General features: G+C 30.6%; 21 protein-coding genes. 1 reads left to right on the forward strand and 20 read right to left on the reverse strand.

All coding sequences use genetic code 11. From position 1 onward, the window contains the following. Nucleotides 1–298: 298 nt before the first annotated feature. The 3 genes from Tmeso_RS14795 to Tmeso_RS14805 form a co-directional block, all read right to left on the reverse strand. Entirely contained in the window at nucleotides 299–1,048 is a 750-nt protein-coding gene (locus tag Tmeso_RS14795) for a lysophospholipid acyltransferase family protein (protein ID WP_099192582.1), read from the reverse strand. 83 nt (nucleotides 1,049–1,131) lie between these two features. Next, nucleotides 1,132–1,734 carry a hypothetical protein gene (locus Tmeso_RS14800; protein ID WP_099192585.1) on the reverse strand — a complete coding sequence of 201 codons (603 nt, stop codon included), beginning with the start codon at nucleotides 1,732–1,734 and terminating at the stop codon, nucleotides 1,132–1,134. A gap of 65 nt (nucleotides 1,735–1,799) precedes the next feature. Further along, nucleotides 1,800–3,110 carry an HD domain-containing protein gene (locus Tmeso_RS14805; RefSeq protein ID WP_099192587.1) on the reverse strand — a complete coding sequence of 437 codons (1,311 nt, stop codon included), beginning with the start codon at nucleotides 3,108–3,110 and terminating at the stop codon, nucleotides 1,800–1,802. 172 nt (nucleotides 3,111–3,282) lie between these two features. Between Tmeso_RS14805 and Tmeso_RS14810 the strand changes: the two genes are divergently transcribed. Further along, nucleotides 3,283–4,668 (forward strand): MATE family efflux transporter, encoded by a 1,386-nt coding sequence (locus Tmeso_RS14810; RefSeq protein WP_099192589.1) that lies wholly within the window; start codon nucleotides 3,283–3,285, stop codon nucleotides 4,666–4,668. A 28-nt stretch (nucleotides 4,669–4,696) separates the two neighbouring features. On the opposite strand, the gene Tmeso_RS14815 is transcribed toward Tmeso_RS14810, so the two are convergent. From Tmeso_RS14815 to Tmeso_RS14895, 17 genes are all read right to left on the reverse strand, one after another. Further along, nucleotides 4,697–5,368: an ATP-binding cassette domain-containing protein gene (locus Tmeso_RS14815; RefSeq protein ID WP_099192591.1), complete on the reverse strand. Its 672-nt coding sequence runs from the start codon at nucleotides 5,366–5,368 to the stop codon at nucleotides 4,697–4,699. After that, the gene (locus Tmeso_RS14820; protein WP_242967951.1) at nucleotides 5,361–6,053 is read right to left on the reverse strand and encodes an ABC transporter permease; all 693 of its coding nucleotides are present in this window, start codon (nucleotides 6,051–6,053) and stop codon (nucleotides 5,361–5,363) included. Before Tmeso_RS14820 ends, Tmeso_RS14815 begins: the two co-directional genes overlap by 8 nt. A gap of 84 nt (nucleotides 6,054–6,137) precedes the next feature. Beyond that, complete coding sequence (gene modA, locus Tmeso_RS14825) at nucleotides 6,138–6,899, reverse strand: molybdate ABC transporter substrate-binding protein (protein ID WP_099192595.1); 762 nt, start codon at nucleotides 6,897–6,899, stop codon at nucleotides 6,138–6,140. Nucleotides 6,900–6,915: 16 nt separating this feature from the next. Continuing rightward, entirely contained in the window at nucleotides 6,916–8,091 is a 1,176-nt protein-coding gene (locus tag Tmeso_RS14830; protein ID WP_099192597.1) for a molybdopterin molybdotransferase MoeA, read from the reverse strand. Nucleotides 8,092–8,118: 27 nt separating this feature from the next. Next, a complete protein-coding gene (locus tag Tmeso_RS14835; RefSeq protein WP_099192599.1) occupies nucleotides 8,119–8,916 on the reverse strand; it encodes an XdhC family protein in 798 nt (265 codons plus the stop codon). Next, entirely contained in the window at nucleotides 8,916–9,725 is an 810-nt protein-coding gene (yqeB, locus tag Tmeso_RS14840; RefSeq protein WP_330400371.1) for a selenium-dependent molybdenum cofactor biosynthesis protein YqeB, read from the reverse strand. Before yqeB ends, Tmeso_RS14835 begins: the two co-directional genes overlap by 1 nt. Further along, nucleotides 9,718–10,305 (reverse strand): nucleotidyltransferase family protein, encoded by a 588-nt coding sequence (locus tag Tmeso_RS14845; protein ID WP_187296399.1) that lies wholly within the window; start codon nucleotides 10,303–10,305, stop codon nucleotides 9,718–9,720. The genes yqeB and Tmeso_RS14845 overlap by 8 nt, the downstream gene beginning before the upstream one ends. A gap of 248 nt (nucleotides 10,306–10,553) precedes the next feature. Continuing rightward, nucleotides 10,554–13,103, reverse strand: a complete 2,550-nt coding sequence (xdh, locus tag Tmeso_RS14850; protein WP_099192604.1) for a selenium-dependent xanthine dehydrogenase — start codon at nucleotides 13,101–13,103, stop codon at nucleotides 10,554–10,556. 22 nt (nucleotides 13,104–13,125) lie between these two features. Beyond that, nucleotides 13,126–14,502 carry a dihydropyrimidinase gene (hydA, locus tag Tmeso_RS14855; RefSeq protein ID WP_099192606.1) on the reverse strand — a complete coding sequence of 459 codons (1,377 nt, stop codon included), beginning with the start codon at nucleotides 14,500–14,502 and terminating at the stop codon, nucleotides 13,126–13,128. 16 nt (nucleotides 14,503–14,518) lie between these two features. Then, nucleotides 14,519–15,607 carry a 4Fe-4S binding protein gene (locus Tmeso_RS14860; protein ID WP_099192608.1) on the reverse strand — a complete coding sequence of 363 codons (1,089 nt, stop codon included), beginning with the start codon at nucleotides 15,605–15,607 and terminating at the stop codon, nucleotides 14,519–14,521. 77 nt (nucleotides 15,608–15,684) lie between these two features. Beyond that, a complete protein-coding gene (locus Tmeso_RS14865) occupies nucleotides 15,685–17,040 on the reverse strand; it encodes a nucleobase:cation symporter-2 family protein (RefSeq protein ID WP_099192610.1) in 1,356 nt (451 codons plus the stop codon). 25 nt (nucleotides 17,041–17,065) lie between these two features. After that, nucleotides 17,066–18,394 (reverse strand): putative aminohydrolase SsnA, encoded by a 1,329-nt coding sequence (ssnA, locus tag Tmeso_RS14870; protein WP_099192612.1) that lies wholly within the window; start codon nucleotides 18,392–18,394, stop codon nucleotides 17,066–17,068. Nucleotides 18,395–18,408: 14 nt separating this feature from the next. After that, on the reverse strand, nucleotides 18,409–19,992 hold the full coding sequence (locus Tmeso_RS14875; RefSeq protein WP_099192614.1) for an N-acyl-D-amino-acid deacylase family protein: 1,584 nt from the start codon (nucleotides 19,990–19,992) through the stop codon (nucleotides 18,409–18,411). A gap of 105 nt (nucleotides 19,993–20,097) precedes the next feature. Continuing rightward, complete coding sequence (locus tag Tmeso_RS14880) at nucleotides 20,098–21,288, reverse strand: YgeY family selenium metabolism-linked hydrolase (protein WP_207653863.1); 1,191 nt, start codon at nucleotides 21,286–21,288, stop codon at nucleotides 20,098–20,100. Nucleotides 21,289–21,322: 34 nt separating this feature from the next. After that, on the reverse strand, nucleotides 21,323–22,531 hold the full coding sequence (gene dpaL, locus Tmeso_RS14885; RefSeq protein WP_099192616.1) for a diaminopropionate ammonia-lyase: 1,209 nt from the start codon (nucleotides 22,529–22,531) through the stop codon (nucleotides 21,323–21,325). A 329-nt stretch (nucleotides 22,532–22,860) separates the two neighbouring features. Further along, nucleotides 22,861–24,609 carry a sigma-54 interaction domain-containing protein gene (locus Tmeso_RS14890; RefSeq protein WP_099192617.1) on the reverse strand — a complete coding sequence of 583 codons (1,749 nt, stop codon included), beginning with the start codon at nucleotides 24,607–24,609 and terminating at the stop codon, nucleotides 22,861–22,863. A gap of 123 nt (nucleotides 24,610–24,732) precedes the next feature. Then, nucleotides 24,733–24,819: IS3 family transposase (locus tag Tmeso_RS14895; RefSeq protein ID WP_145993156.1), on the reverse strand; the 87-nt coding region annotated here is incomplete at its 5' end.

Raw genomic sequence — 24,819 nt, forward strand, 5'->3', positions numbered from 1 at the left:
GGCTAATTATGAACTATATTAAAATCAAACTATCAATTATTCGTGTAGACTAGATAGTCTATTTCTTGTGCCTAAAAACATAACTTAAAAATAATTGTAAAAACTATTGACTATAACTAGCTGGTCTTAAGTTAATCTCTTTATTATTTAAAATAAAAGTACAGTATATTATATTTAATGAATCTTTTTTATATTACTTAATAAAAAAAGCAGCCTAAAGGTTAACCTTCAGACTGCTTTTATATTTATCTTCAAATTCTGGATAATATTGATGAAATAGCTACACTTAGCGTAGCGACTAGACGAATTTTTTATCATATATTTTTTCCTTGTGCTCCAAATTATCGTTTATAATATTTTTTATATTTTCTGTAAGAGATTTCGTATCCTTATCCATACCTTCTTCAATTTCTATTGGCTTAGAAATTATCACCTCAACCTCAGCTGGTTTTATTATAAAGCTTCCTTTTGTCATAATATTCTTAGATCCATTTATTGTAATAGGAACTATACTAGCTTTTGATTTTGTCGCAAGCTTTAATGCTCCAGGTTTGAATTCTCCTAATTCACCATCCCTACTTCTAGTTCCCTCCGGAAATATTACCATAGAGTATCCTTGTTTTAAGTTATTAATACCTTGTTTAACCGCTTTTATAGATTCTCTACTATTAGACCTATTCAAAAATATACAATTCATATACTCCATCCACGTACTCAGTAAAGGAAATTTTCTTAATTCTTCTTTTGCAACAAACGCTTTAGGTTTTTTTATAAATCCTAGAAGTATTGGGATATCAAAATTTCCTTGATGATTGCTAACAAATAAAACAGCTTCATCCTCAGGTATATTATCTTCTCCTATAACACTTACCCTAGTTCCACTTAAATCCACTAGATTTTTAGCCCAATTACTTGCCTTTTCATACACTATTTTATCTTTTTGGACTATATCTCCTTGCTCATTTAACTTCTTTACCTTTTTCATATCTGGCGTCAATGCTATTAAGCTGTACCAAAAATAAATAAACCACTTTATAGTTCTAAACATACAATCACTCCATTTTCCTAAACCTAATTATGTATCTACTATATTTTAACACATTAAGTCTATATTGTGATTAATGAATATAATTATAATTTAGTTATTTTATCAAATACATCTTTTAGATTTTCACACTCTCCAACTAATGTCTTATTTTTAAATAAAGATATATTAAAATCTAGATTTTCTATGTATTTAGCCGCATCTATTTTTTCATATTTTAATGCTCTTAATTTTCCTATTTCTTCTTTTAAAAATTCACAATCACTATATTCAATTTCTTTACAGCTAGACACATTTCCATTTGAATTTATATACCATCCACAGTCTTTTGATAAAACTGTAAACTTTGATTCATTCGGATTTATATGTAATATAAATTCTTTTAAATTCTTTTTATCATTTTCAAATGATAATGTGTATTCTCTAGATTCTCCAAATAATTTTATAGTATATTTGTTATTTTTAGCTACTATATTTCTATCATATTCACTATTTATACAAAATCTATTTTTTCTAAATATCATTGAAAAATCATAAAAAATATTGTCTATGAATGATTTTTGCTTTGAATTAAAATAGTTACTCAGTTGTTCATTTGTTGATACTAGTTGAACTATACTATTTAAGTGATTTATAGGTATTTCATAATTTATACTTTTATTCATATGTTTGTAAATATCAATATCCATAACATCCTCCTTAAGTATTGATATCTACACTATAGCCTTTAATTGTGAAATTTATACATTTATTCTCAATTGTATTTTATTAATTCATTTAATATATCATGGTTTATAAAAATATGAGTTTTTCTTTCACATACACTAGGCGATATTATATTAGAGATTTCCGTCAAATCTTTTATTTTTCCTTTATTATTATATACTAGTATATTGTCTTTATTAGTTTCATAAGCTTTATAGTCTTTTGAAACCTCTAACCAAAAATACTCTGTATCTAAATTTTTTATTTCATATCCCTTTATTCTTAATTCATTTATTAGTTTTTCTTTATATAAATCTATATTTTCAACATCTTCTATTTGCTCAAATTTATTTCTATCAATAATGCATTTACATAATTTAGACAGTATTAAATCATCACTTCTTTTAAGTTCATTAAATAAATATAATAAAGTGCAATCATCAATTGTCATATAATCCTCCAATGTATATTTCGAATCTGTAAGTATAGGTATTATAGCCTTTGGCAGCATTTTTTTATCTAATTTATTATTCTTAAATAATTCTTTCATTCTAACAAATATCTTTTTTACTACTCCTTCCATTTCACATTTAAAACTATGGTTATATACACCTTTATGCATTTGATATCTTGACAAAAGATAACACTCTATATCAGGTAAATATTTTTCATATACACATAAACAGTATTTATCCCCATTCCTTTTTATAGTCATAGATTTTATTATCCTAGATATATCAATTCCCCCATAACTAACACCTGTATAAATAGAATCTCTCATTATATAATCCATTCTGTCTGCATCTATTTGACTACTTACTAACGATGAAAGTATGAAATTTAAATCTATTTTTTTATCATAGCAATTTCGTTTGTATGCTGATTTATCTATAAGACTTGCCACATCATTTGGAAAGTCTTGATCAAAACTTTCTACTAATATCTTGTTTAAATCAGTACTTTTATCTGTTATTATCTTGATTGTCCACATTTCATGATTCATATTTTTATTTGGAAATATCTCCTCAAATGTATGAGAGAAAGGACCATGCCCAATATCATGAAGTAGTGCAGCAGCTAATGCTACTTCCTTATCCCTACTATCGATACTTATATTTATATTTTTAAACTCTTTTTCAAAATGATCTATAATTTTTCCCATAATATGAAATGTACCTAAACAATGAGAAAATCTAGTATGTTCTGCACTCGGAAATAGCAAATTAACTATAGCAAGTTGACGAATCCTTCTAAGTCTTTGAAATTCAGCGGTATCCACTATTTTTAAAAATTTATTATTAAGAAATATATCACCATGAACACAATCTCTAATAATCTTACTTTTTAAACTCCTATTCATTAAATCACCTCTTCAATTAAATATATTCTAAATAATTTATTAAAATTCTTATTGACAAAATGCATATATATATTTATTATTAATATAGTAAAATATATATATATATAAGTGTTGAACATCCACTTCAAAAAAACTCGAAGTGGATGTTTTTTTGTGCGAAAGGAGATATTATATGTCACTTAATTTTATTAAAGAGTATAAAAACGATAAGCAATTCTATAAAAATCTATTTGTAATAACGATTCCTATAATACTTCAAAGTTTAATAACATCATCACTTAACATGCTAGATACTATGATGATAGGTAAAATAGGAGAAGTTGAACTTGCTTCTGTAGGTATAGCAAATCAATACTACTTCTTATTCTCATTGTTTGCAATGGGTGTTGGTAGTGGATGTGGTGTTTTAATAGCTCAACTGTGGGGAAAAAACGATAAAGGTAATATACAAAAAGTTTTAAGTAAATCTTTATATGTAAGTGTATTAATATCACTAGCCTTTTTGTTAATAGGACTTATAATTCCACAGAATATAATAGCAGTATTTAACAAAGATACATCAGTTATAAATATAGGCAGTAAATATCTAAGAATAACCGTTTTAAGCTATATATTCACTTCAATAACATTTACATTTGCATCTGCCCTTAGAAGTGTTCAAAATACTAAGCTACCTATGTTTGCAAGTTTAACGGGACTTTTAATAAACGGTATTTTAAACTATATATTAATATTTGGTAAATTTGGAATGCCTGAACTTAAAACTCAAGGTGCTGCTATTGCTACACTTATAGCAAGGACTTGCGAGTGCTCAGTTATATTATTCAATATATACTTTAAAAATAGTGTTTTAAAAATCAAACCTCAAGATTTTACTGGATTATCTAATAATCTTAAAAAAGCTTTATCCTCTGTTACTATTCCAATAGTGTTAAACGAAGCTTGCTGGGGAATTGGTAACGTAACATATATTGCAATATATGCAAGAATAAGCACCAAATCAGCCGCATCTATGCAAATATGTTCAACTATAATGAACTTATTCATGATATTTAGCTTTGGTCTTGCTTATTCAACACTTGTTATAGTAGGAAATCAAATAGGTGCTAATAAAGAAGATGTAGCTATAGAATCCTCAAAAAAAATATCCAGGCTTTCTGTACTTATTTCTTTAATTATGGGTATAGTTCTTTTAATATCTGCAAGTCCTATTGTTTCTTTCTTTAATGTATCTAACGAGGTTAAGCTATACTCGACTTATATACTTTATGTATACTCAATAATAATGCTTATAAGAGTCTATAACTTTATTATGATAGTAGGAATATTAAGAGGTGGTGGGGATACAACTTATGGATCAATACTTCAAGGTATAACCCTTTGGTTTATAGGAATACCTCTAGCTTTTATCGCTGCATTCATACTACATCTACCAGTATATATGGTTGTTGCATTTACTGGAGTTGAAGAGATAACTAAATTTATATTTATAAAAAGAAGATTTAGCTCATTTAAATGGATAAAAAATATGGTAAATGGTCAAGAGTTGGAAATATAAAAAAATACTTAGCATAAAGTCCATTTTATTATGCTAAGTATTTTTTTATTCTCAAAAACGCTTCATCAGAAGAATTTGTTTTTATAAGCTTACCTTCACTTAAAAATATGAAGTTATCACCTATTTCATTACCTTCCCAAGGATCATGAGTTACATATATAGCTGGTATATTAAATTTATTTAATATACTTTTAAAATACGGTATTAAAATTCGTTTCGAATATATATCTAAAGAGCTTGTAGGCTCATCTAAAATCATAAGCTCAGGTTTTATAGCTAAAGCTCTAAGCAATGAAGTTCTACTTTTATAACCTCCACTTAACTCACTAGGCTTTAGATCAAGATATTTTTCCATATCTAAAAATTCTACAGCTTCTTTTATTTCATCAGACATTTGAGATTTTTTCTTTAAACCATACATAATATTATCTCTTATATTCATATGAGCGAACAAATACGGCTGCTGTGGAACATACCCTATATTTCTTTTTTCTGGAGGAAGATTCGTTATATCCCTTTTTTTTAATATTATTTTTCCACTATCTACTTTTATTATTCCAGATATACTTTTTAACAAAGTAGACTTTCCTGTTCCATTAAGCCCGACTATAACATTAATTCCACTATCTAGTTCTATACTTATATCGTTTAGGACTATCTTGTTATTGTATGTTTTTCTTAACCCCTTTATCTCAAGCATTTTTCTTATTTCTCCCTTCGATAAAATTCATTAAAAATATCAATATCAATGAAAGTACTAATGAAAATATGCTGGCAGTTATAGCCAACTCTATCTCTCCTTCCTCAATCTTTGTGAAAACATAAGAAGATATGACTTGAGTTTTTCTAGGCATATTTCCTGCAAATATCATCAACACAGCAAATTCACTTATTGTTCTTGAAAATGATAATAAAAATGCAGAAACTAAAGATTTTTTTATATAAGGAATTACAATTTTAATATATACTTCTTGGGGTGAGTCTCCTAATGTTCTAGCTACATTTATAATATTTTCATCTATAAGATTTATTGATGTAGATATAGTTCTAGCTGCAAAAGGATAAGATACAAATACCATACCTATAATCAATGCTCCAAATGAAAAAGCAAGCCCTGTATTACTTATAAATCCAAATGTATTTCTTCCAAATGCCAACAGTAAAGCAAGCCCTGCTACAGTATGAGGTAATACTACAGGTAGTTCATTTATTACATTTATAAATCTATAGAAAAATGTATTTTTAAAAAACAAATGATAATACCCAAATCCCAAAGCAAAAACTATTGATATAATAGATGCTATAAGTCCTGCAAGTAAAGTATTTCTTATACTATATAAAAAATACTTATCCTTTAAAATACCTACTATTTCATTCATATCCATATTAATAATCAGCATAAATATTGGGAAAAGTATCAAAAAAAATATAAATGGTATAAAAAATATTTTTATATAATCTCTTTTCATCTATTTTATAAATTCCAATCCATATTTTTCAAATATATCATAATTACTCTCTAGATATAATAAGAAATCTTTAGATAATTCTTCATTTTCTTCACTTAAAAGACCTACCCCAAATACTATATTTCCTGAATATGAATTATCAATTTCATCGACTATAGTTAAATCATTCATAATAGCAGTACTTTTATATAATAGAGTTGCATCTACTTGATTTTCTTTTATAAGCATTGCCGAATTTGCAACATTAGATGGTCTAGCTTTAATATTTTCTTTTTCATTCAGCTTATCTAATATTCCTAAATTGCTAAGTGATGTTTCAGAATACACCCCTACTGGAGCATTTTTATCCGTTATGGCTAAAGTAACATCTTCCTTAATTATATCTTCTATTGACTTAATTTTATCTTTAGCATCTTCAGATACAACTAGTACTAGTTTTTCTTTAAAAATATTTTTCCCAATCTTTAATCTTTTATCTTCTTTATCAAGCTTATCTATATATTTGTAATTTGCTGAGAAAAATATATCACAGGGTTGTCCTGTATGTATTTGAGAGTAAAGGCTTCCTGATGCTCCATAACTTACATTTATTATTCCACCTTTTTCCTTTTGATACTTCTCAATAAGTTCATCCATAGGTTTTTTAAGCCCTGCATTAACCATAATATCTAATTTTTTTTCTACATTAGTTTGACTACAACCTATTACTGAAAATCCAAGTAACAAAACTAATATAAAAGAAAAAAACCTTTTATAATTCATTTTTTAATCTCCCCCTTTAAATTATAACTTCTACTTCTTCACCTTTTTTAATTATGGTTTTATCCTTGCTTATTTTTATAAATCCATCTATATTTAACATAACGCTTATAGCAGATGATTTAACATTAATTACTTTTACTTCATTTCCCTCTATTTTAGCTGGAGCATAAAATTCTCTATTATATTTATTTACACAATCTTCTTTAATTATATATTTAAATTTCAGCTCTTTATTGTGTATCCCATATATTTTATCTATAATTTTACATAAAATCAACTTGAATGAAACTGCTGACGATAGAGGATTTCCTGGAAGTCCTACTATATACTTATTATCTGACGTTTTAGCTACAAGAGTTGGTTTTCCTGGTTTTATAGCCACTCCATGAAACAACACATCTGATTGTTTTGCAACTATTTCAGGCGTATAATCCTTAGCTCCAACAGAGCTTGCTCCTGATAGTATCACTATGTCATTATCCTTTAAAGCATTTTGAACATATCTTTCAAATTCAATTTTATCATCTTTTGCTACTCCATAATGTTTAGAGTTACACCCAAGTATTTTGCAGTGTGCATCTAAATAATATCCATTTATATCTCTTATTTGTGGTATAGTACACTCATCATACGGAGATACTATCTCATCTCCTGTAGATATTATACCTATATTTATCTTTTTTTTAACCTTTATATTTGTTATTCCAACCCCTGCTAATACTGCTATATGATACGGTTTTATAATTTGACCTTTCTTAACTAAAATATCACCTAATTTTAAGTCTTCATCTTCAAAAGTTATATTATCCCAATCATTTAAAGTTGTGTTTATTCTTACACTATTTTCATATACATCACAATCTTCTACCATAACAACAGTATTTGCTCCTTTTGGAAGCATAGCGCCTGTAGTTATATATGCACATTCTCCTGATTTAATTTCAAATTCAGGGACTTTACCCATATTAACCTTTCCAATTATATTTAATTTTTCTAATTTATCTATATCCTCACTTATTACAGCATATCCATCAAACATAGATTTTTTAAATCCAGGAAGGTTTTTGTCTGAATAAATATTTTCTGCTGCTACTCTATCTAGAGATTCTTCTAAACTTACGTACTCAATATTTCCTTCTTTCACACAAGCCAATCTATTGTATGCTTCTTCTAGACTAATTAAATTCCACATATCATCATCCCCTAAGTTTATATTCTCTTATTTTACATCCTTTTTATGATTTAAAGTTCCACCTTTTTTTATTAACTGTATTTGAGTCATTATATTAAGAGCTATTTCAGCTGGAGAATTACCATTAACATCTAGCCCAATAGGTGCATATACTCTTTGAATAAGTTCTTCATCAACACCATCTTGTCTTAAATTATCATATATATATTTAACTTTTTTCTTGCTTCCAATCATCCCAATATATCCTGCGTTTTTATCTATAACAGCTCTTAATGCTTCTTCATCACACTCATGCCCTCTGGTAACTATAACTACATATGTATTTTGATTTATATCATAGTTTTTAAGCCCTTCATATATATTACCACATATCAGCTCTTGTGCTTTAGGAAATCTGTCCTTATTTGCAAATTCTTCTCTATCATCTACAATAACAGTATATAAACCTAAAATTTTTGATATTTCATAAAGTTTTAATCCTATATGACCTCCACCAGCTATAATAATTTTTTCCTTAGGTCTAAAAATCTTTATGAATATCTCTGCTTTTCCTCCGCATTGAGCACCTAAGCCTCCACCTTCAGCTAAGCTATATGTATATAAATTATTTGCATATGTTTTAAGTGATTTTTTACATTCTTTTATAACTTCATTTTCCAAAACACCTCCACCTACCGTTCCAGATATACTTCCATCTTCAAATACAAGTAATACACTTCCTTCTTTTGCAGGTATAGATCCACTCGTCTTTGTTATTAAAGCCATTGCTACTGTTTTATTATTTTTTATTTCCTTAGAAATAAAATCAAATATAATATCATCCATTACAATTCACCTCCCAAAACTCTGTTTTTCATATGCATTATAGCTTCTACTACTCCACCACCTACTGCTCTTGCTTTATCCGATATAATACTGCAATGCTCAATATTGCCTCTTGGATCAACATCTGCTATTTTAAGACCTTTATAAACATTAGTATTATTCTCTATCATTCCTCTTACAATGCCTGAAATTACAGTTTTAACAGGCTCATTATCTACATAACATAAAATATCTCCTTTATTTACCATATTTCCTATATCTTCTTTTATAGTTAAAACTCCATCGCAAGGAGATTTAATAACCCTTTCAATTGTATATCCTATTATATTTCCAGGTATTCCAGTATTTTCTTGAGCCTTTCCACTATGTATTACTTGGCCTAAAGCCTGTCCTCTATTAGTTTCTACAACTAAGTCAACATCAACTCCTGCTTCAAATCCAGGGCCAATGCCTATTGTTATTGGTGCCATATCTATATAGGTCCCTGTGTTTTTTTTCGCAAGTATAGCATCTACTAATGCTAACGGCTTTATATGATTCAATATATCGCAGTTTTCATCAATTATTAGAGGAATCTCATCATTTTCCCATACTCTATATATTTCATCATACTTTTTTATATATCGTGCCACAACATTCTCTATTTCTTTTTTTAATGTATTTATACAATCTGCAAAAGATACACTTCTTCTTATAGCCAATGGCTTTTCTATTTCAAGCATTATAACTTTAAATCCACATCTATGCAGCCTATGCGCTATTCCACTTGCTATATCTCCACCACTTCTTATTATAACTACATCATTCATAATAATCATCCTTTATTTGTCTTAATTCGTCTAAAGTATCTATATCTTTTCCCACTATAGCTTCTTCAAAGTTCACAAAATGCACTTTTTCTAGATTTTTATTTATAACTTTTTTACCACCTGTGTCTCCACTTATATTTAGTAAGCATTCCTTTAAGCACGTCGGAAATATCACAGGACTTCCGTTTACTCCCAAGTACCTTGGAACGATTATTTTCGTTGAGTTATTATTTCTAAATTCATCAATCAATCTGTTTATATGTTCAGATTTCAAAAACGGTTGATCTCCCATTAAAAACATAAATCCATTACAATCTTGTTCATTTGCCAATATACCTTTTTTTAATGAACTGCTTTGACCTTTATTAGCATCTATATTATGTACACTCTTAATATTGTATTTATCAGCAATTGCCCTGATATAATAATTTCTATATACTATTATCAATTCTTTAAAGTTTGAGTTTTTAGCTTGTTTTATAATCTTTTCTATAATCTTTTCTCCATCTATTTCTTGAATTAGTTTATCTTTACCAAACCTCCTTGAGAATCCAGAGGCTAGTATTATTCCACATATCACGCTATCAACTCCCAATTATATAATGTTTTTGTTATAACACTTATTAAGTGTTATAACTTTTTTACATTTCCTGAATTTCAAAAAATTCTTTTTTTATTTCTTACAAAATTTAAAGTAGCATTTTCATTTATAATATCATACTTTGAAATCTTAAATAAGGTGGAGGTTTTTCCACCTCCACCTACTATGCTTATCATATTGCATTTTAAGTTTTCTATTTCTAAAAAATCTATTAACTTTATATTATTCTATTTTTTATAAGCAGTGTTTTCTAATGGCAACTTAGTTCTAAACTTACCATCTAATTTATAATAAGCCCCTTGTACAGCTGGTGCTGTTGGTATTACAACTATCTCTCCTACTCCTTTTGCTCCATAAGCAAGATTTTCTCTGCTATTTTCTATAACTATTGGTTGTATTTTTGGAACCTTTGGCGCTCTAAATAATCCAAGTGTTCCAAATTTAGCCTTAGGAATACTATTTTCAAGTGGATAATCTTCCGTAAGAGCATATCCAAGTCCCATTACTACTCCACCCTCTATTTGTCCTTCTACATTCTTAGGATTTATAGCCTTTCCTACATCATGAGCTGCTAAAACCTTAGTAATAATTCCTTTTTCATCTAAAATAATAACTTGAGTTGCATATCCATAGGCTATATGGCTCTTTGGATTTTGTTTATTTGATCCCATAGGATCTGTTATCCCTGAATATTCAGCATAAAAATCTTCTCCATTAAGTTCATCAAGAGATTTAGTACTTAGTGCTATTTTAAGCTTTTTAGATGCTAATTTGGTAGCCTCTCCAGTAAATACCGTTTGTCTTGAAGCTGTAGTTGTACCTGAATTTGGAGTCTTAGCTGTATCAGGAGAATCTACTATTATTATATCAGGTGTTAGATTAGTCGTTTCACATACTATTTGAGTAGTAACCGTCCCCATACCTTGGCCTATACAAGCAGCACTAGTTCTTATATGGACCTTGCCATTTATTACACTTAGTCTACATCTTCCGATATCAGGAAGTCCGACTCCTATACCGCTGTTTTTGAATGCACAAGATACTCCTACATATTTATGCTTATCGTATTCTTCTTTAACTGCCTCTAAAGTTTCTCTAAGAGCTGTTGTCTCATCAGCTATTTGTCCATTTGGAAGGACTTGACCCGGAAGTATAGCATTTCTATATCTTATATCCCATGGCGATATCCCAACCATTTCAGCCAATAGATTTAGATTACACTCTGTTGCAAATGCAGACTGAGTAACTCCAAACCCTCTAAATGCTCCTGCTGGAGGATTATTCGTATACACAGCAGTTCCCTCTACATGTGAATTTTGATAGTTATATGGTCCTGCTGCATGAGTACAAAGCCTTTGTAAAACTGGTCCCCCTAAAGATGCATAAGCTCCAGTATCAGCTATTATAGTAGCTTTCATAGCTGTCAAATACCCATTCTCATCACAAGCTGTAGTAAACTCCATCTCTGCTGCATGTCTCTTTGGATGTATGTTTATACTTTCTTGTCTTGTTAGAGTTACTTTAACAGGTTTTTTAGTTAAATATGCAAGTAATGCAGCATGATGTTGAACACTCATATCTTCTTTTCCACCAAATCCACCACCAACATATTTACTTATAACTCTTACCTTGTCTGGTTCAAGTCCTAAAAGATCTGAAATCTCGTGTTGCTCATCATATATGCCTTGAGCTCCTGTATATATTATAACTCCGTCCCCATCAGGCATAGATAAAGCACTTTCAGGCTCTAAGAATGCATGCTCTGTAAAAGGTGTAGAATATTTCTTAGTTACAATATATTTCGAATTAGCAATAATTTCATCAACATTTCCTCTTGATAAAACTTCTTTCTTTAATATATTTCCATTTGCATGAATTTTTGGAGCATCCTCTTTCATAGCCATTTCAGGGCTTGTCATAGGCGTCAACTCTTCATACTCAACTTCAATTAACTCAAGAGCTTCTTTTAAGACTTTTTTAGAAGTAGCAGCAACTAAGGCAATAGAATCTCCTATATATCTTGTTTCTTCTCCTTTAGCTATTAACGCAGGCCAATCTTGTATTATATGTCCTATGTATCGTTTTCCAGGTATATCATTTGCTAAAACAACACGTTCAACTCCTGGATGATTTGCAGCTTTTGAAATGTCTATACTTTTAACTAATGCTCTAGGATATTTTGTTCTAAGAGCTGACCCGTAAAGCATTTCATCTACATATAGGTCTCCTACATATTCACCAGTTCCTAAAACCTTATCCTTAGCATCTACTCTATGCATATTTTGACCAATTAACCCCTTACACTCAACTTTAGGCACCTCTATATCTTCTCTAAGAATTTTTGCTACCATCAATATAGCTTCTTCTATTTTTACATATCCTGTGCATCTACATATATTTCCATTGAGTGCTTTTTTTAATTCTTCTCTTGTGGGATTTAAATTTTTATCTAAAAGTCCTTTAGCACTTATAACCATTCCTGGAATACAAAATCCGCATTGAACAGCTCCAGCTTCTGAAAATGCCCAAGCATATACATCTTTTTCTCTTTCAGAAAGTCCTTCTACTGTTACAATTTTCTTCCCTTGCACTTTGGAAGTTTTTAGAACACAAGCTTTCATAGCTCTTCCATCTACTAGAATCATACAAGTTCCGCAAGCACCCTCTGAACAACCATCTTTTACAGATATAAGTCTCAAGTCATCTCTTAAAAAGTCTAGCAGTTTTTTATCTTCACCTGCCTCTATTTGCTTCGAGTTAACTATAAATCTATACATTATGACTTCCCCCATTTGTATATTATTTTCTATAGATATATTTTCCACAAGGAGACTTATCGCAAATTAAGAATTCTTTAACAACTCTATTTCCTCTTAAGAATACATCCCTCACTCTTCCCATTTGAACAAAACCTTCATATGGAGTGTAATCCACATTTTGAATTTGATCTTTAGCACTTATTTTACCTTTATAATTAGGATTGAATATAACTATATCAGCGTCACTTCCAATTGAGATAGTTCCCTTTTGGGGATAAATACCAAATAGTTTTGCAGGTTTAGTAGATATTGCATCTATCATCTGATTTAAAGTTATTCTTTCTTTTAATACTCCATTAGTGTACATAAGTACCAATCTATGCTCTACTCCTGGAGAACCATTAGGTATTTTGCTAAAATCATTTCTGCCTAACTCTTTTTGTCCTTTATAGTTAAAAGAACAATGATCAGTTGCAACTGTATCTATATCCTTGTTTTTTATACCATTCCACAAATACTCTTGATCTTCTTTCTTTCTAAGAGGAGGTGACATTACATATTTAGCTGCCTGAAAATCATCTTCCTTATCCATTTCATAACAACTCTCATCCAAAAGAAGATATTGAGGACATGTTTCTACATATATCTTTACTCCATTTTTTCTTTCTTTTGTTACAATCTCAAGAGCACGTTTTGTGCTTAAATGAACTATATATATAGGGGCATCTGCCATTTTAGCTAATTTAATAATCCTGTAAACTGCTTCAGCTTCTGCATCATCTGGTCTTGTAATAGCATGATATTTAGGAGAAACTTCATTATTATTCTTAGCTTTATTAACTAAAAAATCTATTATATCTCCATTTTCACAGTGAAAACTCATTAAAGCTCCTATTTCTTTGCTTTTGTTTAATGCATTAAGTATTTCTGAATCATTAACTTGAAGTACATTCTTGTATGCCATATACATCTTATAAGATGTAACTCCTAAATCCTTCATTTCTTCCATTTCACTAGATACATTTTCATTCCAATCTGTTATTGCCATATGAAATCCATAATCACAATAACACTTTTGATCTGCTTTTTTATGCCAATTATTAAGACCCTCTTTTAGCGTTTCTCCTTTACTTTGAGTTGCAAAGTCTATTATAGTTGTAGTTCCTCCGATTAAAGCCGCCTTGCTTCCACTTTCGAAGTCATCTGCTGTAACAGTAGATCCTACATCTAAATCAAAATGTGTATGAGGGTCTATTGCTCCCGGAAGAAGGTAGCAGCCTTGAGCTGTAACTACCTCATCACCTTCTATTTCTATATTACTTCCTATAGAGACTATTTTTTCATTTTCTATTCTCAAATCGGCATAATATGAATCAGTATCAGTTATAATTTTTCCACCTTTTATAACTACACCCATTAAAAAAATCTCCTTTTTATTTGAATGATATTCCAAGAGCTCCCTTAGGACACTTAGATACACAAAGCCCACATCCAAAACATTTTTCTTTATCTATTACTAATTTATCTTCAATAGTTATAGCTTCGTAAGGACATAGCTTCTTACATATCCCACAAGATATACACTTGTTGTTGTCTACATAAGCTGGTATAGAGTGTGTTCTAAAATTTCTATCAGCCATTTTTTTATGAGTAAGTCCTTTTATTTGAGCTACATCATCGTATCCGTGCTCATCTAGGAAATCATTTAACTCTTTAGCTATCTTTCCGTATATTCCAGGTCCTTTAAGTATAGCTTCTGTACACACTTGAACAGCTGATGCTCCTGCCATTATCATTTCTGCTGCATCAAGTCCATTTGTTACTCCTCCAACTCCTATTATAGGAATGTCCACCACTTGTGCTACATCATATATGCATCTTACTGCTATTGGCTTTATAGCAGCTCCTGAAAGCCATCCGTATCCTTTTTGACTTCCCATTATAGGGTATCCTGTTTTCACATCTATTCCCATGCACGGTCCATACGAGTTCATCATTAAAAGTCCGTCTGCTCCTGCTTCTTCAACTGCTTTTGCAATTTTTTGAATATCTGTATGAGGACTCATCTTCATGAATACAGGTACATCTAAAGCCTCTTTTGCAGCATTTAATGCTCTTATTATAGGTGTCACATCTGTTCCAACATAATGAGTTGAAAGTTCAACTGCATCTGCAAATGGTTTTACAAGTGGAGCAACTTCTCTTATTTGTTCTTCTGTATACCCCATACTTATAATCATTGGTGCTCCCGCTTCTTTAGCTATCTTGTACTCTTTTTCTACCCATTGTTCTTTTGAAAGTTCTGACCAAAGCTCTGTATTTAAGAATCCACCTTTTATTTCTGCCATACATGGACGAGGAACATCTGCTGGTAATAACGATATAGTTTTTGTAACTACAGCTCCTGCTCCACCCTCTATAGATTTTTTACACATCTCTCCATCTTTAACATTTGGGCCTGCCGCAGGCATAATAGGATTTGTAAGTTTCATTCCACAAAGATCAATATTTATTTTAGCCATTATAATTACCTCCATAAGATTATATAAATTATTTTTTATAAAAATTTTAATGAATTAACTTATTCAAAAATTTCAAATCATGCTTCCAATCGCTCTTTTTTTTCTTTTTTACCACTACCATTAAAGAAAACATTTAAAACTATTGCACATAAACTTCCCGTAGTTATCCCACTGTGAAATAAAGTATTCACCCAATTTGGAAATGCATGATAAAAAGTTGGTACAGCAACTGGAATCATGGCAAGACCGATACTTACTGCGACTATGATACCATTTTTATTTCCATCAAATTCAACGCTACCGAGACTTTTTATACCACCAGAAGCTACCATTCCAAACATAGCAAATCCTGCCCCACCCAAAACTGGATACGGTATTGATGCAAATAATGCAGCAACTTTAGGGAATACACCAAGTAAAAACAATATACCACCAGATGTTGCAACAACGTATCTACTCTTTATTCCTGTTAAGTTCACAAGCCCTACATTTTGAGCAAATGCTGTATGAGGGAAAGTATTAAATACTGACGCAATCATCGTTGCAAATCCATCTGTTCTAAGACCTCTTGCTAAGTTTTTGTCATCTAAAGGCTTTCCTACCATCTCGTGAATAGCTATTATATTTCCTGTTGCCTCAGTCATTATAACTAATGTTACAAGTAATAAAGAGATTATTGCTGTTATATCAAACCTTGGCATTCCAAAGTGAAAAGGCGTATTAAAGCTTATAAAATTAGATGTTGCTACCGTACTAAAATCAGACATTCCTATCATAGATGCTATTATCGTTCCAAATACTATACCTAAAAGTATGGATACACTTCCCCATATACCTTTTAAGTATTTATTCATTACTAAAATCATAACAAGAACTCCAAATGCCATTAAGACATTTTCAGGACTTCCAAAATCAGGAGAAGACATATTATTTCCTGCTGACCATCTAACTGCTACTGGTAGAAGAGATATACCTATTATAGTTATCACTGTTCCAGTAACTACTTTTGGGAAAAATCTTAATAATTTACTGAAAAATGGTGCCATAGAAAAACTAAATATACCTGCAATAAGTACTGATCCAAATATTGTGCACATTGCAACATGTGGATTCGAATTATAATTTCCTGCAATTGCAACCATAGCCGACACTGTTGCAAAACTGGTTCCTTCTACCATAGGTATCTTAGCCCCTATGAAGTTCCCCACACCTAATGATTGAATCAAAGTTGCAATACCGGCTACAAATAGATCTGCATTTATAAGAAATATTATTTCCTCTTGAGATAACCCTGCCGCATTTCCTACTATAATTGGAACTGCTATAGCACCTGCACACATTGCAAGTACGTGCTGTAGTGCAAGTATTATTGTCTGTCCTATAGGAAGTATCTCGTCTACAGGCATAATGTTTTTGTTTGTCTTGTTATCCATTTCATTTCCCCCTCTAGAAAATTTATTAGATTTTATTCCAAAGATCCCTTGCTAACTCTTGAGATTTTGAGTATATTTCATCTTCATCTATTCCCAATATGATTCTATCTTTCATAACTACTTTTCCATTTATTATTGTAGTATCAACGCTTCTTCCTGACATTCCAAATAATATATGGCTGTTATAGTTATTTGCATTCATAGGAGTATGAGCTTTATAGTCAACTATTATAACGTCTGCATATGCTCCTTTTTCTATTATTCCAACACTTTTTTCAAAGAACTTTGATGATATTTCTCTATTGTTGTCAAATAACATTTGTGGTATTTCTGCGTAAGCCACACTTGGATTACATATATTGTGCTTATGAATTATGTTTCCAACTTTCATAGATTCGAACATGTCACTTGTATATCCATCAGTTCCCAGTCCTAATCGTACTCCCCTTTTCATAATTTCAAGTACAGGTGAGCATCCAACTGCATTTCCCATATTTGATTCCGGATTATGAACAACACTTGTATTTGTTTCCTTTAACATATCTATTTCTGCATTATTTACATGAATGCAGTGAACTGCAATTGTTTTCTCTCCAAGCATTCCAAAATCCATATATCTTTGAACTACTCTTTTATTGTATTTCTTTAACGAATCATATAAATCATCTATTCCTTCAGCTGTATGTACATGGAAGCCTGTATTTAAGTTAGAAGCCTTTTGTGTAGCTTTCTTTAATGTATCATCAGAAAGAGTAAATGAAGCATGAAGTCCAAACATTCCCTTTAACATATCATCATTAATTTGATTAGTATGTGTTACAAAATTAACATTTTCCTCTATAGTTTCATCTCTTATGTCCATTCCATCTCTATCTGTTATTTCATAACACAGACAACTTCTTACTCCTAATTTTTTAGACACTTCTCCTATAGTAAATAAGCTGTCTCTTACTGCTCCTTGACTCGCGTGATGATCAAACACAGTAGTTGTTCCATTTTTTATACAATCTATATATGTAGATATAGCGCTATATCTAACATCATCAAGTGTAAGTTTTTTATCTATCTTCCACCATAAATTATTAAGTATTTCTATAAAATTTTGAGAAGGTTCTCCTTTAAGAGCCATTCCTCTTGCAAAAGAACTATATATATGCATATGAGTATTTACCATACCAGGCATTATCACCTTGCCTTTTGCATCTATAAACTCAGCATCCTTATATATTGCTTTTAATTCATTGGTATTTCCGAAATCCACAATAATGTTTTTCTCAATTACCACACATCCATTTTCGATATATGGTATAGAACTGTTGTGAGTAATTACTTTTCCGTTACCTACTAAAAGCATCACTTATCCCCCTCTTATCCTCTTATAACTTTTCCAGCTAATACTTTCTTATATTCTCCAGAATCTACAACTACGTTACCGTTTATTAAAACATACTCAATGCCTACTGGATATTGAATAGGATCAACATACGTTGCAGTATCTTTAACTGTCTCAGGGTTGAATATAACTATATCTGCATACTTTCCTTCTTGTAAAAGCCCTCTATCTTTAATTTTGAAAGCATGCGCAGGTTTGTTTGTCATCTTGTATATAGCATCTTCTAACGACAGAGCCTTTTCTTCTCTTACATACTTTCCTAAAATTCTTGGAAAAGATCCATATGCTCTAGGATGAGGCTTACCTGATAAAAGTCCATCTGTACAAACATTTTGCTCAGGTCTAGTTAAAAACTTGATTACATGTTCGTCAAGACCATAAAAGTCTACCATTCCAACGGCATTTTCCTCTTGATACAATAAATCAAAAGTAGCTTCGAATGCATCTTTTCCTCTTATTTCTCCTATTTGAGTAAGGCTTTTACCTATTAAATCTTCATTTTCTTTGCTCTTAACACTAGTTACAAATATATTATCCATACCAGCAAAGTCTACAAAATTATCCCATCCCGGTATTCCATTTTTCATGTCCTCAACCATTTTAGCTCTAAGGTCTTTATCTGCTAATCTCTCTATTAACTTATCCGTTCCTCCATCATGTGCCCAAGGAGGCAGAATTACTCCAAGCATAGTACTTCCTGCAACATATGGATACTGATCAAAAGATACTGTTATCCCCTCATCTTGTGCCTTATCTAAAAGCTTTAAAACATCATCTATGTACTTCCAATTTTTCTTTCCACATACCTTAAAGTGTGAAAAATGAACTTTAACACCTGATTTTTTACCTATTTCTATTACTTCCTTCATAGAATCTAAAATAGTATCAGCTTCACTCCTTTGATGTATTACGAACGCTCCATCAAATTCAGCTACAACCTTACACATTTCAACTAATTCTTCTGTTAAAGAATAAGCACATGGTATGTATATAAGACCTGTTGAAAGACCTAAAGCTCCAGCTTCCATCTCTCTTCTTGTTATTTCACACATTTTTTGGATTTCTTCTTTAGTAGCAGGTCTGTTTTCAAGTCCCATAGCTTCCATTCGAACATTACCATGAGGAACTAAATACGTTTGATTTAATCCAACTCCTTGTTTTTCCATAATTTTCAGATAATTATCCGTGGTTTCATATTCCCAATCTATATCATCAGAGTCTCCATCGAGTCCAGCTATATTCTTTCTCCAAGTGCTTATGAATTTTTTAGGAAGTGGTGCCATAGATATTCCATCTTGACCTAATACTTCTGTCGTAATTCCCTGACGTATTTTGATTTCATTATATGGATTTACTAAAGTTATAAGATCTGAATGGCTATGAGTATCTATAAATCCTGGACTTACAATCATTCCATCTACATCTAAGACTTTATCAAAATCACCGTGTATATTTTTTTCTATTTTAGATATTTTATCTCCTTGTACAAGAATATCTGCTTTAAATCCCTTTTCTCCTGTACCATCTACAACTAAACCATTCTTAATTAATATTCCCATTATAGTCACCTTCTTATATATTCATATTTTTCCCGCAAGCTCAGAGCTTGTATTTTGAATTGTTAATTCAAAAACAAACTCTTAATGCTTGTGGATTTATTCCTCTTATAAATATAAAGATTTTAATATTCCGTAGTACCCTAATGCACCATTGAATAATTGTTCTTCTTCTATATATTCATCTATTGTGTGAGCAAGATTTTCTTGAGATGGTCCAAATCCTATAGTCTTGATTCCTTTTTCCCCTGCATAGTGACTACCATTTGTACAGAAAGAGTATTGAGTAACTTCAGGTTCAAGTCCTACTTCTTTTAACCCTTTGTATGCTATTTGAACAAACTCATCTTCTTCTTCATATAACCAACCTGGGAAGAATCTCTCTCCTTCAATTGTCTCTCCTGTATAACATTTTTCTACTCCTATAGCATAAGAAACTTTAACATTTAATTCTGAATCTTCTTTTCTCATTTCTTCTAATAAATCTTCAATCGGCTTAAGTACAGATTCTTTTGTTTCTCCAACTAAAAGTCTTCTATCAAAAGTAGCCTTACAGTAGTCTGGAACTACTGAAGCTCCTGGATATGGAGAAGATTTAATATCAGTTAAAACTAATATTCCATCTCCTAATACCGGATGATTTATTGGCTTCAAACTTTGTACTTTATCTATAACTTTTGACATTTTATAAACTGCATTTATACCTTTTTCTGGGTTAGCTGAGTGAGCAGGTTTTCCAAAAGTTTCTATAACTATTTCTCCGCGTCCACGTTGACCTATCTTCAGGTTAAGTCTTGAAGCTTCACCTATTACTACATAATCAGGCTTTATATTATCACTTATTTTTCTAGCTGAAACGCCTTCAAATATTTCTTCATGTACTACTCCTGCAACATAAAGATCTCCAGCAAACTCTTTCTTCATATCCTTTGCAAAGTATGAACAAGCTGCTAACATAGCACTTACAGCACCCTTCATATCAGAAGCTCCACGACCATAAATTTTTCCATCTACTATTTCCCCACCAAAAGGCGCTTGAGTCCATTTCGAATCATCTGGTACTGGAACAGTATCTATATGTCCATCAAATAATATTTTCTTTCCTGGTTTATTTCCTTTAATATGGCATATAACATTACCATACTCGTCTACTATACAATCATCAAATCCTAATTCTTTAGACCAACCTTTTATAGCTTCAACTACTTTACTCTCTTCTCCAGAGTAACTTTGTTGACGAAGTAAATTTTGACAAATTTTTGTAAGTTCTTCTTTTCTTTGTTGATTCATTATTTCCATTTTTAAAATCCCCTTTCAATATAACTTCTATATATTATACGCTTTGATGCTCTCCACCCCATACAATACTTCTGTACTTATCAGGATCTGTATCTCCTTCTGTACTGAATAAAAGTACTCTTGAGTTTTCATCTAACTTAAGTTGCTCTTTTAAATCTTTCATATCTTCTCTTGTCATTATTGCATGTATTAAACCTGCTGAAACTGCACCTGACTCTCCAGATACTACTTTTTCATCTCCTCTAAGTGGGTTCCCTAATACTCTCATTCCATTAGCAGCAACCCAATCAGGACAAGATACGAACATCGAAGTATAAGATCTTAAAACTTCCCATCCTATAGTATTAGGCTCTCCACAAGCAAGACCAGCCATAATTGTTTGCATATCTCCACCCACAAATCTTGGCTCCCCATCTCCTGCTAAAGCAGATTTGTATAAACAATCAGCTAAATCTGATTCTACAACAACTGTAATCGGGCAATCTTCTTTATATACTGATGCAAAATATCCTTGAACTGCTCCTGCTAAAGATCCAACTCCCGCTTGAACAAATACATGTGTTGGTCTTCCAACTCCATATTCTTTAAGCTGTTCAGAAGCTTCAAGCGCCATTGTTCCATATCCTTGCATAATCCAAGTAGGTATTTCTTCATATCCTTCCCAAGCTGTATCTTGAACTACTAACCATCCATTTTTATCTGCATTTTCAGATGCAAGACGTACAGCATCATCATAGTTCATATCAGTTATACTAGCTTCAGCACCTTCTTTTCTTATGTTTTCAAGTCTAGTTAAAGAAGATCCTTTTGGCATATATACTACTGATTTTTGCTTAAGTTGATTTGCAGTCCAAGCTACTCCTCTACCGTGGTTACCATCAGTAGCTGTTACATAAGTTATCTCTCCTAATTCTTTTCTTGTTTCTTCATCAGTTAACTTTTCAAAGCTAAGCTCTGATATATCTTTGTCGAGCTTACCAGCAAGATATTTACCCATTGCAAAAGATCCCCCAAGTACCTTAAATGCATTAAGTCCAAATCTATAAGATTCATCCTTTACGTATATTCCACCTAAATTCAAATTTTTAGCTAAACTATCTAATTTAACTAAAGGTGTCTTTGTATATTGAGGAAAACTTTCGTGAAAGTTTTTAGACTTTCTTATTTCTTCATCACATAAAAAATCAAGAGATCTTTTTTGATCTAGCATACTATTTTTAATATATTTTATTTTTTGATCCATACCATTACCTCCATGTTAAATTTTTATTTTTTACACCAATATATATAAGCAATTCTTATGCCAAGAAAACATTTTCCTCGGGTGTTTTTCATATTAAAATACTGAAACATTGAATTTTACAGTATCTTAGCAAAATAAAAAAGAATAAAAAAAAATAAAAGCCTATTTTTGTAAGTATTTTTTTAACAAAAATAGGCTTTTATTTTTTCATTTTGAAAAAAAATTTTCATTTTGGAAATTTCATATGCTTAAGGTTATTTTTCTACATTTTTAGCCACTTTTCAACTGTTTTGTATATATTTTTTTAATTTCATTTTGGAAATTATTACTTATTTTTCCTTCAATTTTCTATATAATGTAGTCATACCTATTCCAAGCTTCTTTGCAACTAATTCTTTTCCCCTAGTATCATCTCCATATTTTTTCAAAGCTTTAAGTATATATTTTTTCTCAATTTCCTTTAAAGAAAGTATTTTTTCATTTGATATTTCCTTCATGTCAATCTCGTCTTGAGGTTCTTCTATATATTTAGGTAGCATCTGTGGCATTATAATTTTATTTTCCTCTGCCATATTCATCATAAATTCAACTACGTTTTCAAGTTCTCTTACATTTCCAGGCCAACTATAATTTTTTAGAAGTTTTTTAGCCTTATAATCTACACTCTCGACCTGTTTTGAAAATAATTTATTGAATTTATTTATAATATTCATCATAATAATTTCAATATCGTCATCTCTTTCTCTAAGAGAAGGAATTTCTAACGGTATTATATTTAATCTATAATATAAATCTTCTCTAAATGTTTTTTCTTCTATTAACTTCTTTAAATCTTTATTAGTAGCGGCTATTACTCTAATGTCTAACTCTATAAGATGATTAGATCCTATTCTTACAAGCGTCCTCTCTTGTAATATCCTCAGTATTTTCACTTGAAGAAATAGAGGCATATCCCCTATTTCATCTAAAAATATAGTTCCTTTATTTGCAAGTTCAAATTTACCTATTTTCCCGTTAGGATCTGCTCCTGTAAACGCTCCCCTTATATATCCAAACAATTCACTTTCTAATAAATTATCGGGGATAGCACCACAGTTTATTGCCACAAATGGTTTATCCCATCTATTACTTTCAGAATGAACAGCTCTTGCTATAAGTTCTTTACCCGTCCCACTCTCACCTGTAATAAGTACAGTTGAACTAGAATTAGATATTTTTTTTATTTTTTCCTTTATCTTCATTATAGAAGTTGAATTACCTAGTATATTATCTATGTTTATTAAGTTAGGAGCTACCTGAAATTTATTTTTAGAATTATTAGCCTTCTTTATCTGACTAAATATTAGTATTTTATCACATGATTGTATATCCGGAAATACAGGTATTAATTTGCCTATAAGATATATACTTTTATCCTTTACAGTTAATTTATATTCTTCTTCACCTGATATATTTTCTTTTATAACAGAAAGTTTGACTTTTACATTATCATATTGATTTAGTTTCAACTCATCTATAGCACTTGAATTCATATCAGTTATAATATCATCTTTATTTAATACTATGACTCCCTTATCAACACTATCTATTATCTGATTCAATAGATTTATCATCGATTGCTTTTTTTCATGTTCTGAATCTTCGTAGGCCTTCATACTTATGAATTCACTTATTCTATCTAAAAATTCTAAATACGAACTTAAATTTTCACTTAAAAGTTGTTTTTGCTTTTCGTTATAACAAACAAGACCTATTACTCCTATTATTTCTTCATTCAGTTTTATAGGTTTACATATTAACATTGTCTCTATGCAACTTAATTTATCTCTACATTCTTGGCAAAATTCATGTTTTTTAGGGTCTTTTATTATATATGATTCACTGGTTTGTAATACATGTTTGTATATAGAACCCTCATTAGACATGTCTTGGTTTATTTTATCTTTATATATACCAGTCCCAGCTATTCTATACAAATTATTGTCAACTATCTCAACATCTACATTTATAATAGTAGATATTGCATTAGCATATTTGATTACTGTGTCTTGAATTTTTTTAAGTTCAGTGTCTTGCATAGCTTCCTCCCTTTTGTAAAATCATTATAATTATTCATTTTATATTGAGAGAACAAGATTTACAAGAAAAAAAGCCATGGCACTTTAAAATGTACCCTTTGTCAAGGACATTATAAAAAAAGACTATGCAGCAGATAGAAGATGATTTCTGAATGATACAGGAGTCATCTTCTTTAAATTCCATTGATATCTATAATTATTATAATAATC

Origin of the sequence: Tepidibacter mesophilus (assembly GCF_002724055.1) — a bacterium.
Taxonomy (GTDB): Bacteria; Bacillota; Clostridia; order Peptostreptococcales; family Peptostreptococcaceae; genus Tepidibacter_A; species Tepidibacter_A mesophilus.

Excerpts from the sequence above, each read along its gene's own strand:
- yqeB (WP_330400371.1), bottom strand. The coding sequence starts at position 9,725 with ATGAATGATGTAGTTATAATAAGAAGTGGTGGAGATATAGCAAGTGGA.
- Tmeso_RS14860 (WP_099192608.1), bottom strand. The coding sequence starts at position 15,607 with ATGGCTAAAATAAATATTGATCTTTGTGGAATGAAACTTACAAATCCT.
- Tmeso_RS14875 (WP_099192614.1), bottom strand. The coding sequence starts at position 19,992 with ATGGGAATATTAATTAAGAATGGTTTAGTTGTAGATGGTACAGGAGAA.
- Tmeso_RS14830 (WP_099192597.1), bottom strand. The coding sequence starts at position 8,091 with ATGTGGAATTTAATTAGTCTAGAAGAAGCATACAATAGATTGGCTTGT.
- ssnA (WP_099192612.1), bottom strand. The coding sequence starts at position 18,394 with ATGCTTTTAGTAGGTAACGGAAAAGTAATTACTCACAACAGTTCTATA.
- Tmeso_RS14880 (WP_207653863.1), bottom strand. The coding sequence starts at position 21,288 with ATGGAAATAATGAATCAACAAAGAAAAGAAGAACTTACAAAAATTTGT.
- Tmeso_RS14820 (WP_242967951.1), bottom strand. The coding sequence starts at position 6,053 with ATGGATATGAATGAAATAGTAGGTATTTTAAAGGATAAGTATTTTTTA.
- Tmeso_RS14835 (WP_099192599.1), bottom strand. The coding sequence starts at position 8,916 with ATGGATGATATTATATTTGATTTTATTTCTAAGGAAATAAAAAATAAT.
- Tmeso_RS14800 (WP_099192585.1), bottom strand. The coding sequence starts at position 1,734 with ATGGATATTGATATTTACAAACATATGAATAAAAGTATAAATTATGAA.
- xdh (WP_099192604.1), bottom strand. The coding sequence starts at position 13,103 with ATGTATAGATTTATAGTTAACTCGAAGCAAATAGAGGCAGGTGAAGAT.
- Tmeso_RS14795 (WP_099192582.1), bottom strand. The coding sequence starts at position 1,048 with ATGTTTAGAACTATAAAGTGGTTTATTTATTTTTGGTACAGCTTAATA.
- dpaL (WP_099192616.1), bottom strand. The coding sequence starts at position 22,531 with ATGGATCAAAAAATAAAATATATTAAAAATAGTATGCTAGATCAAAAA.
- Tmeso_RS14815 (WP_099192591.1), bottom strand. The coding sequence starts at position 5,368 with ATGCTTGAGATAAAGGGGTTAAGAAAAACATACAATAACAAGATAGTC.
- Tmeso_RS14865 (WP_099192610.1), bottom strand. The coding sequence starts at position 17,040 with ATGGATAACAAGACAAACAAAAACATTATGCCTGTAGACGAGATACTT.
- modA (WP_099192595.1), bottom strand. The coding sequence starts at position 6,899 with ATGAATTATAAAAGGTTTTTTTCTTTTATATTAGTTTTGTTACTTGGA.
- Tmeso_RS14810 (WP_099192589.1), top strand. The coding sequence starts at position 3,283 with ATGTCACTTAATTTTATTAAAGAGTATAAAAACGATAAGCAATTCTAT.
- Tmeso_RS14890 (WP_099192617.1), bottom strand. The coding sequence starts at position 24,609 with ATGCAAGACACTGAACTTAAAAAAATTCAAGACACAGTAATCAAATAT.
- Tmeso_RS14805 (WP_099192587.1), bottom strand. The coding sequence starts at position 3,110 with ATGAATAGGAGTTTAAAAAGTAAGATTATTAGAGATTGTGTTCATGGT.
- hydA (WP_099192606.1), bottom strand. The coding sequence starts at position 14,502 with ATGGGTGTAGTTATAAAAGGTGGAAAAATTATAACTGATACTGATTCA.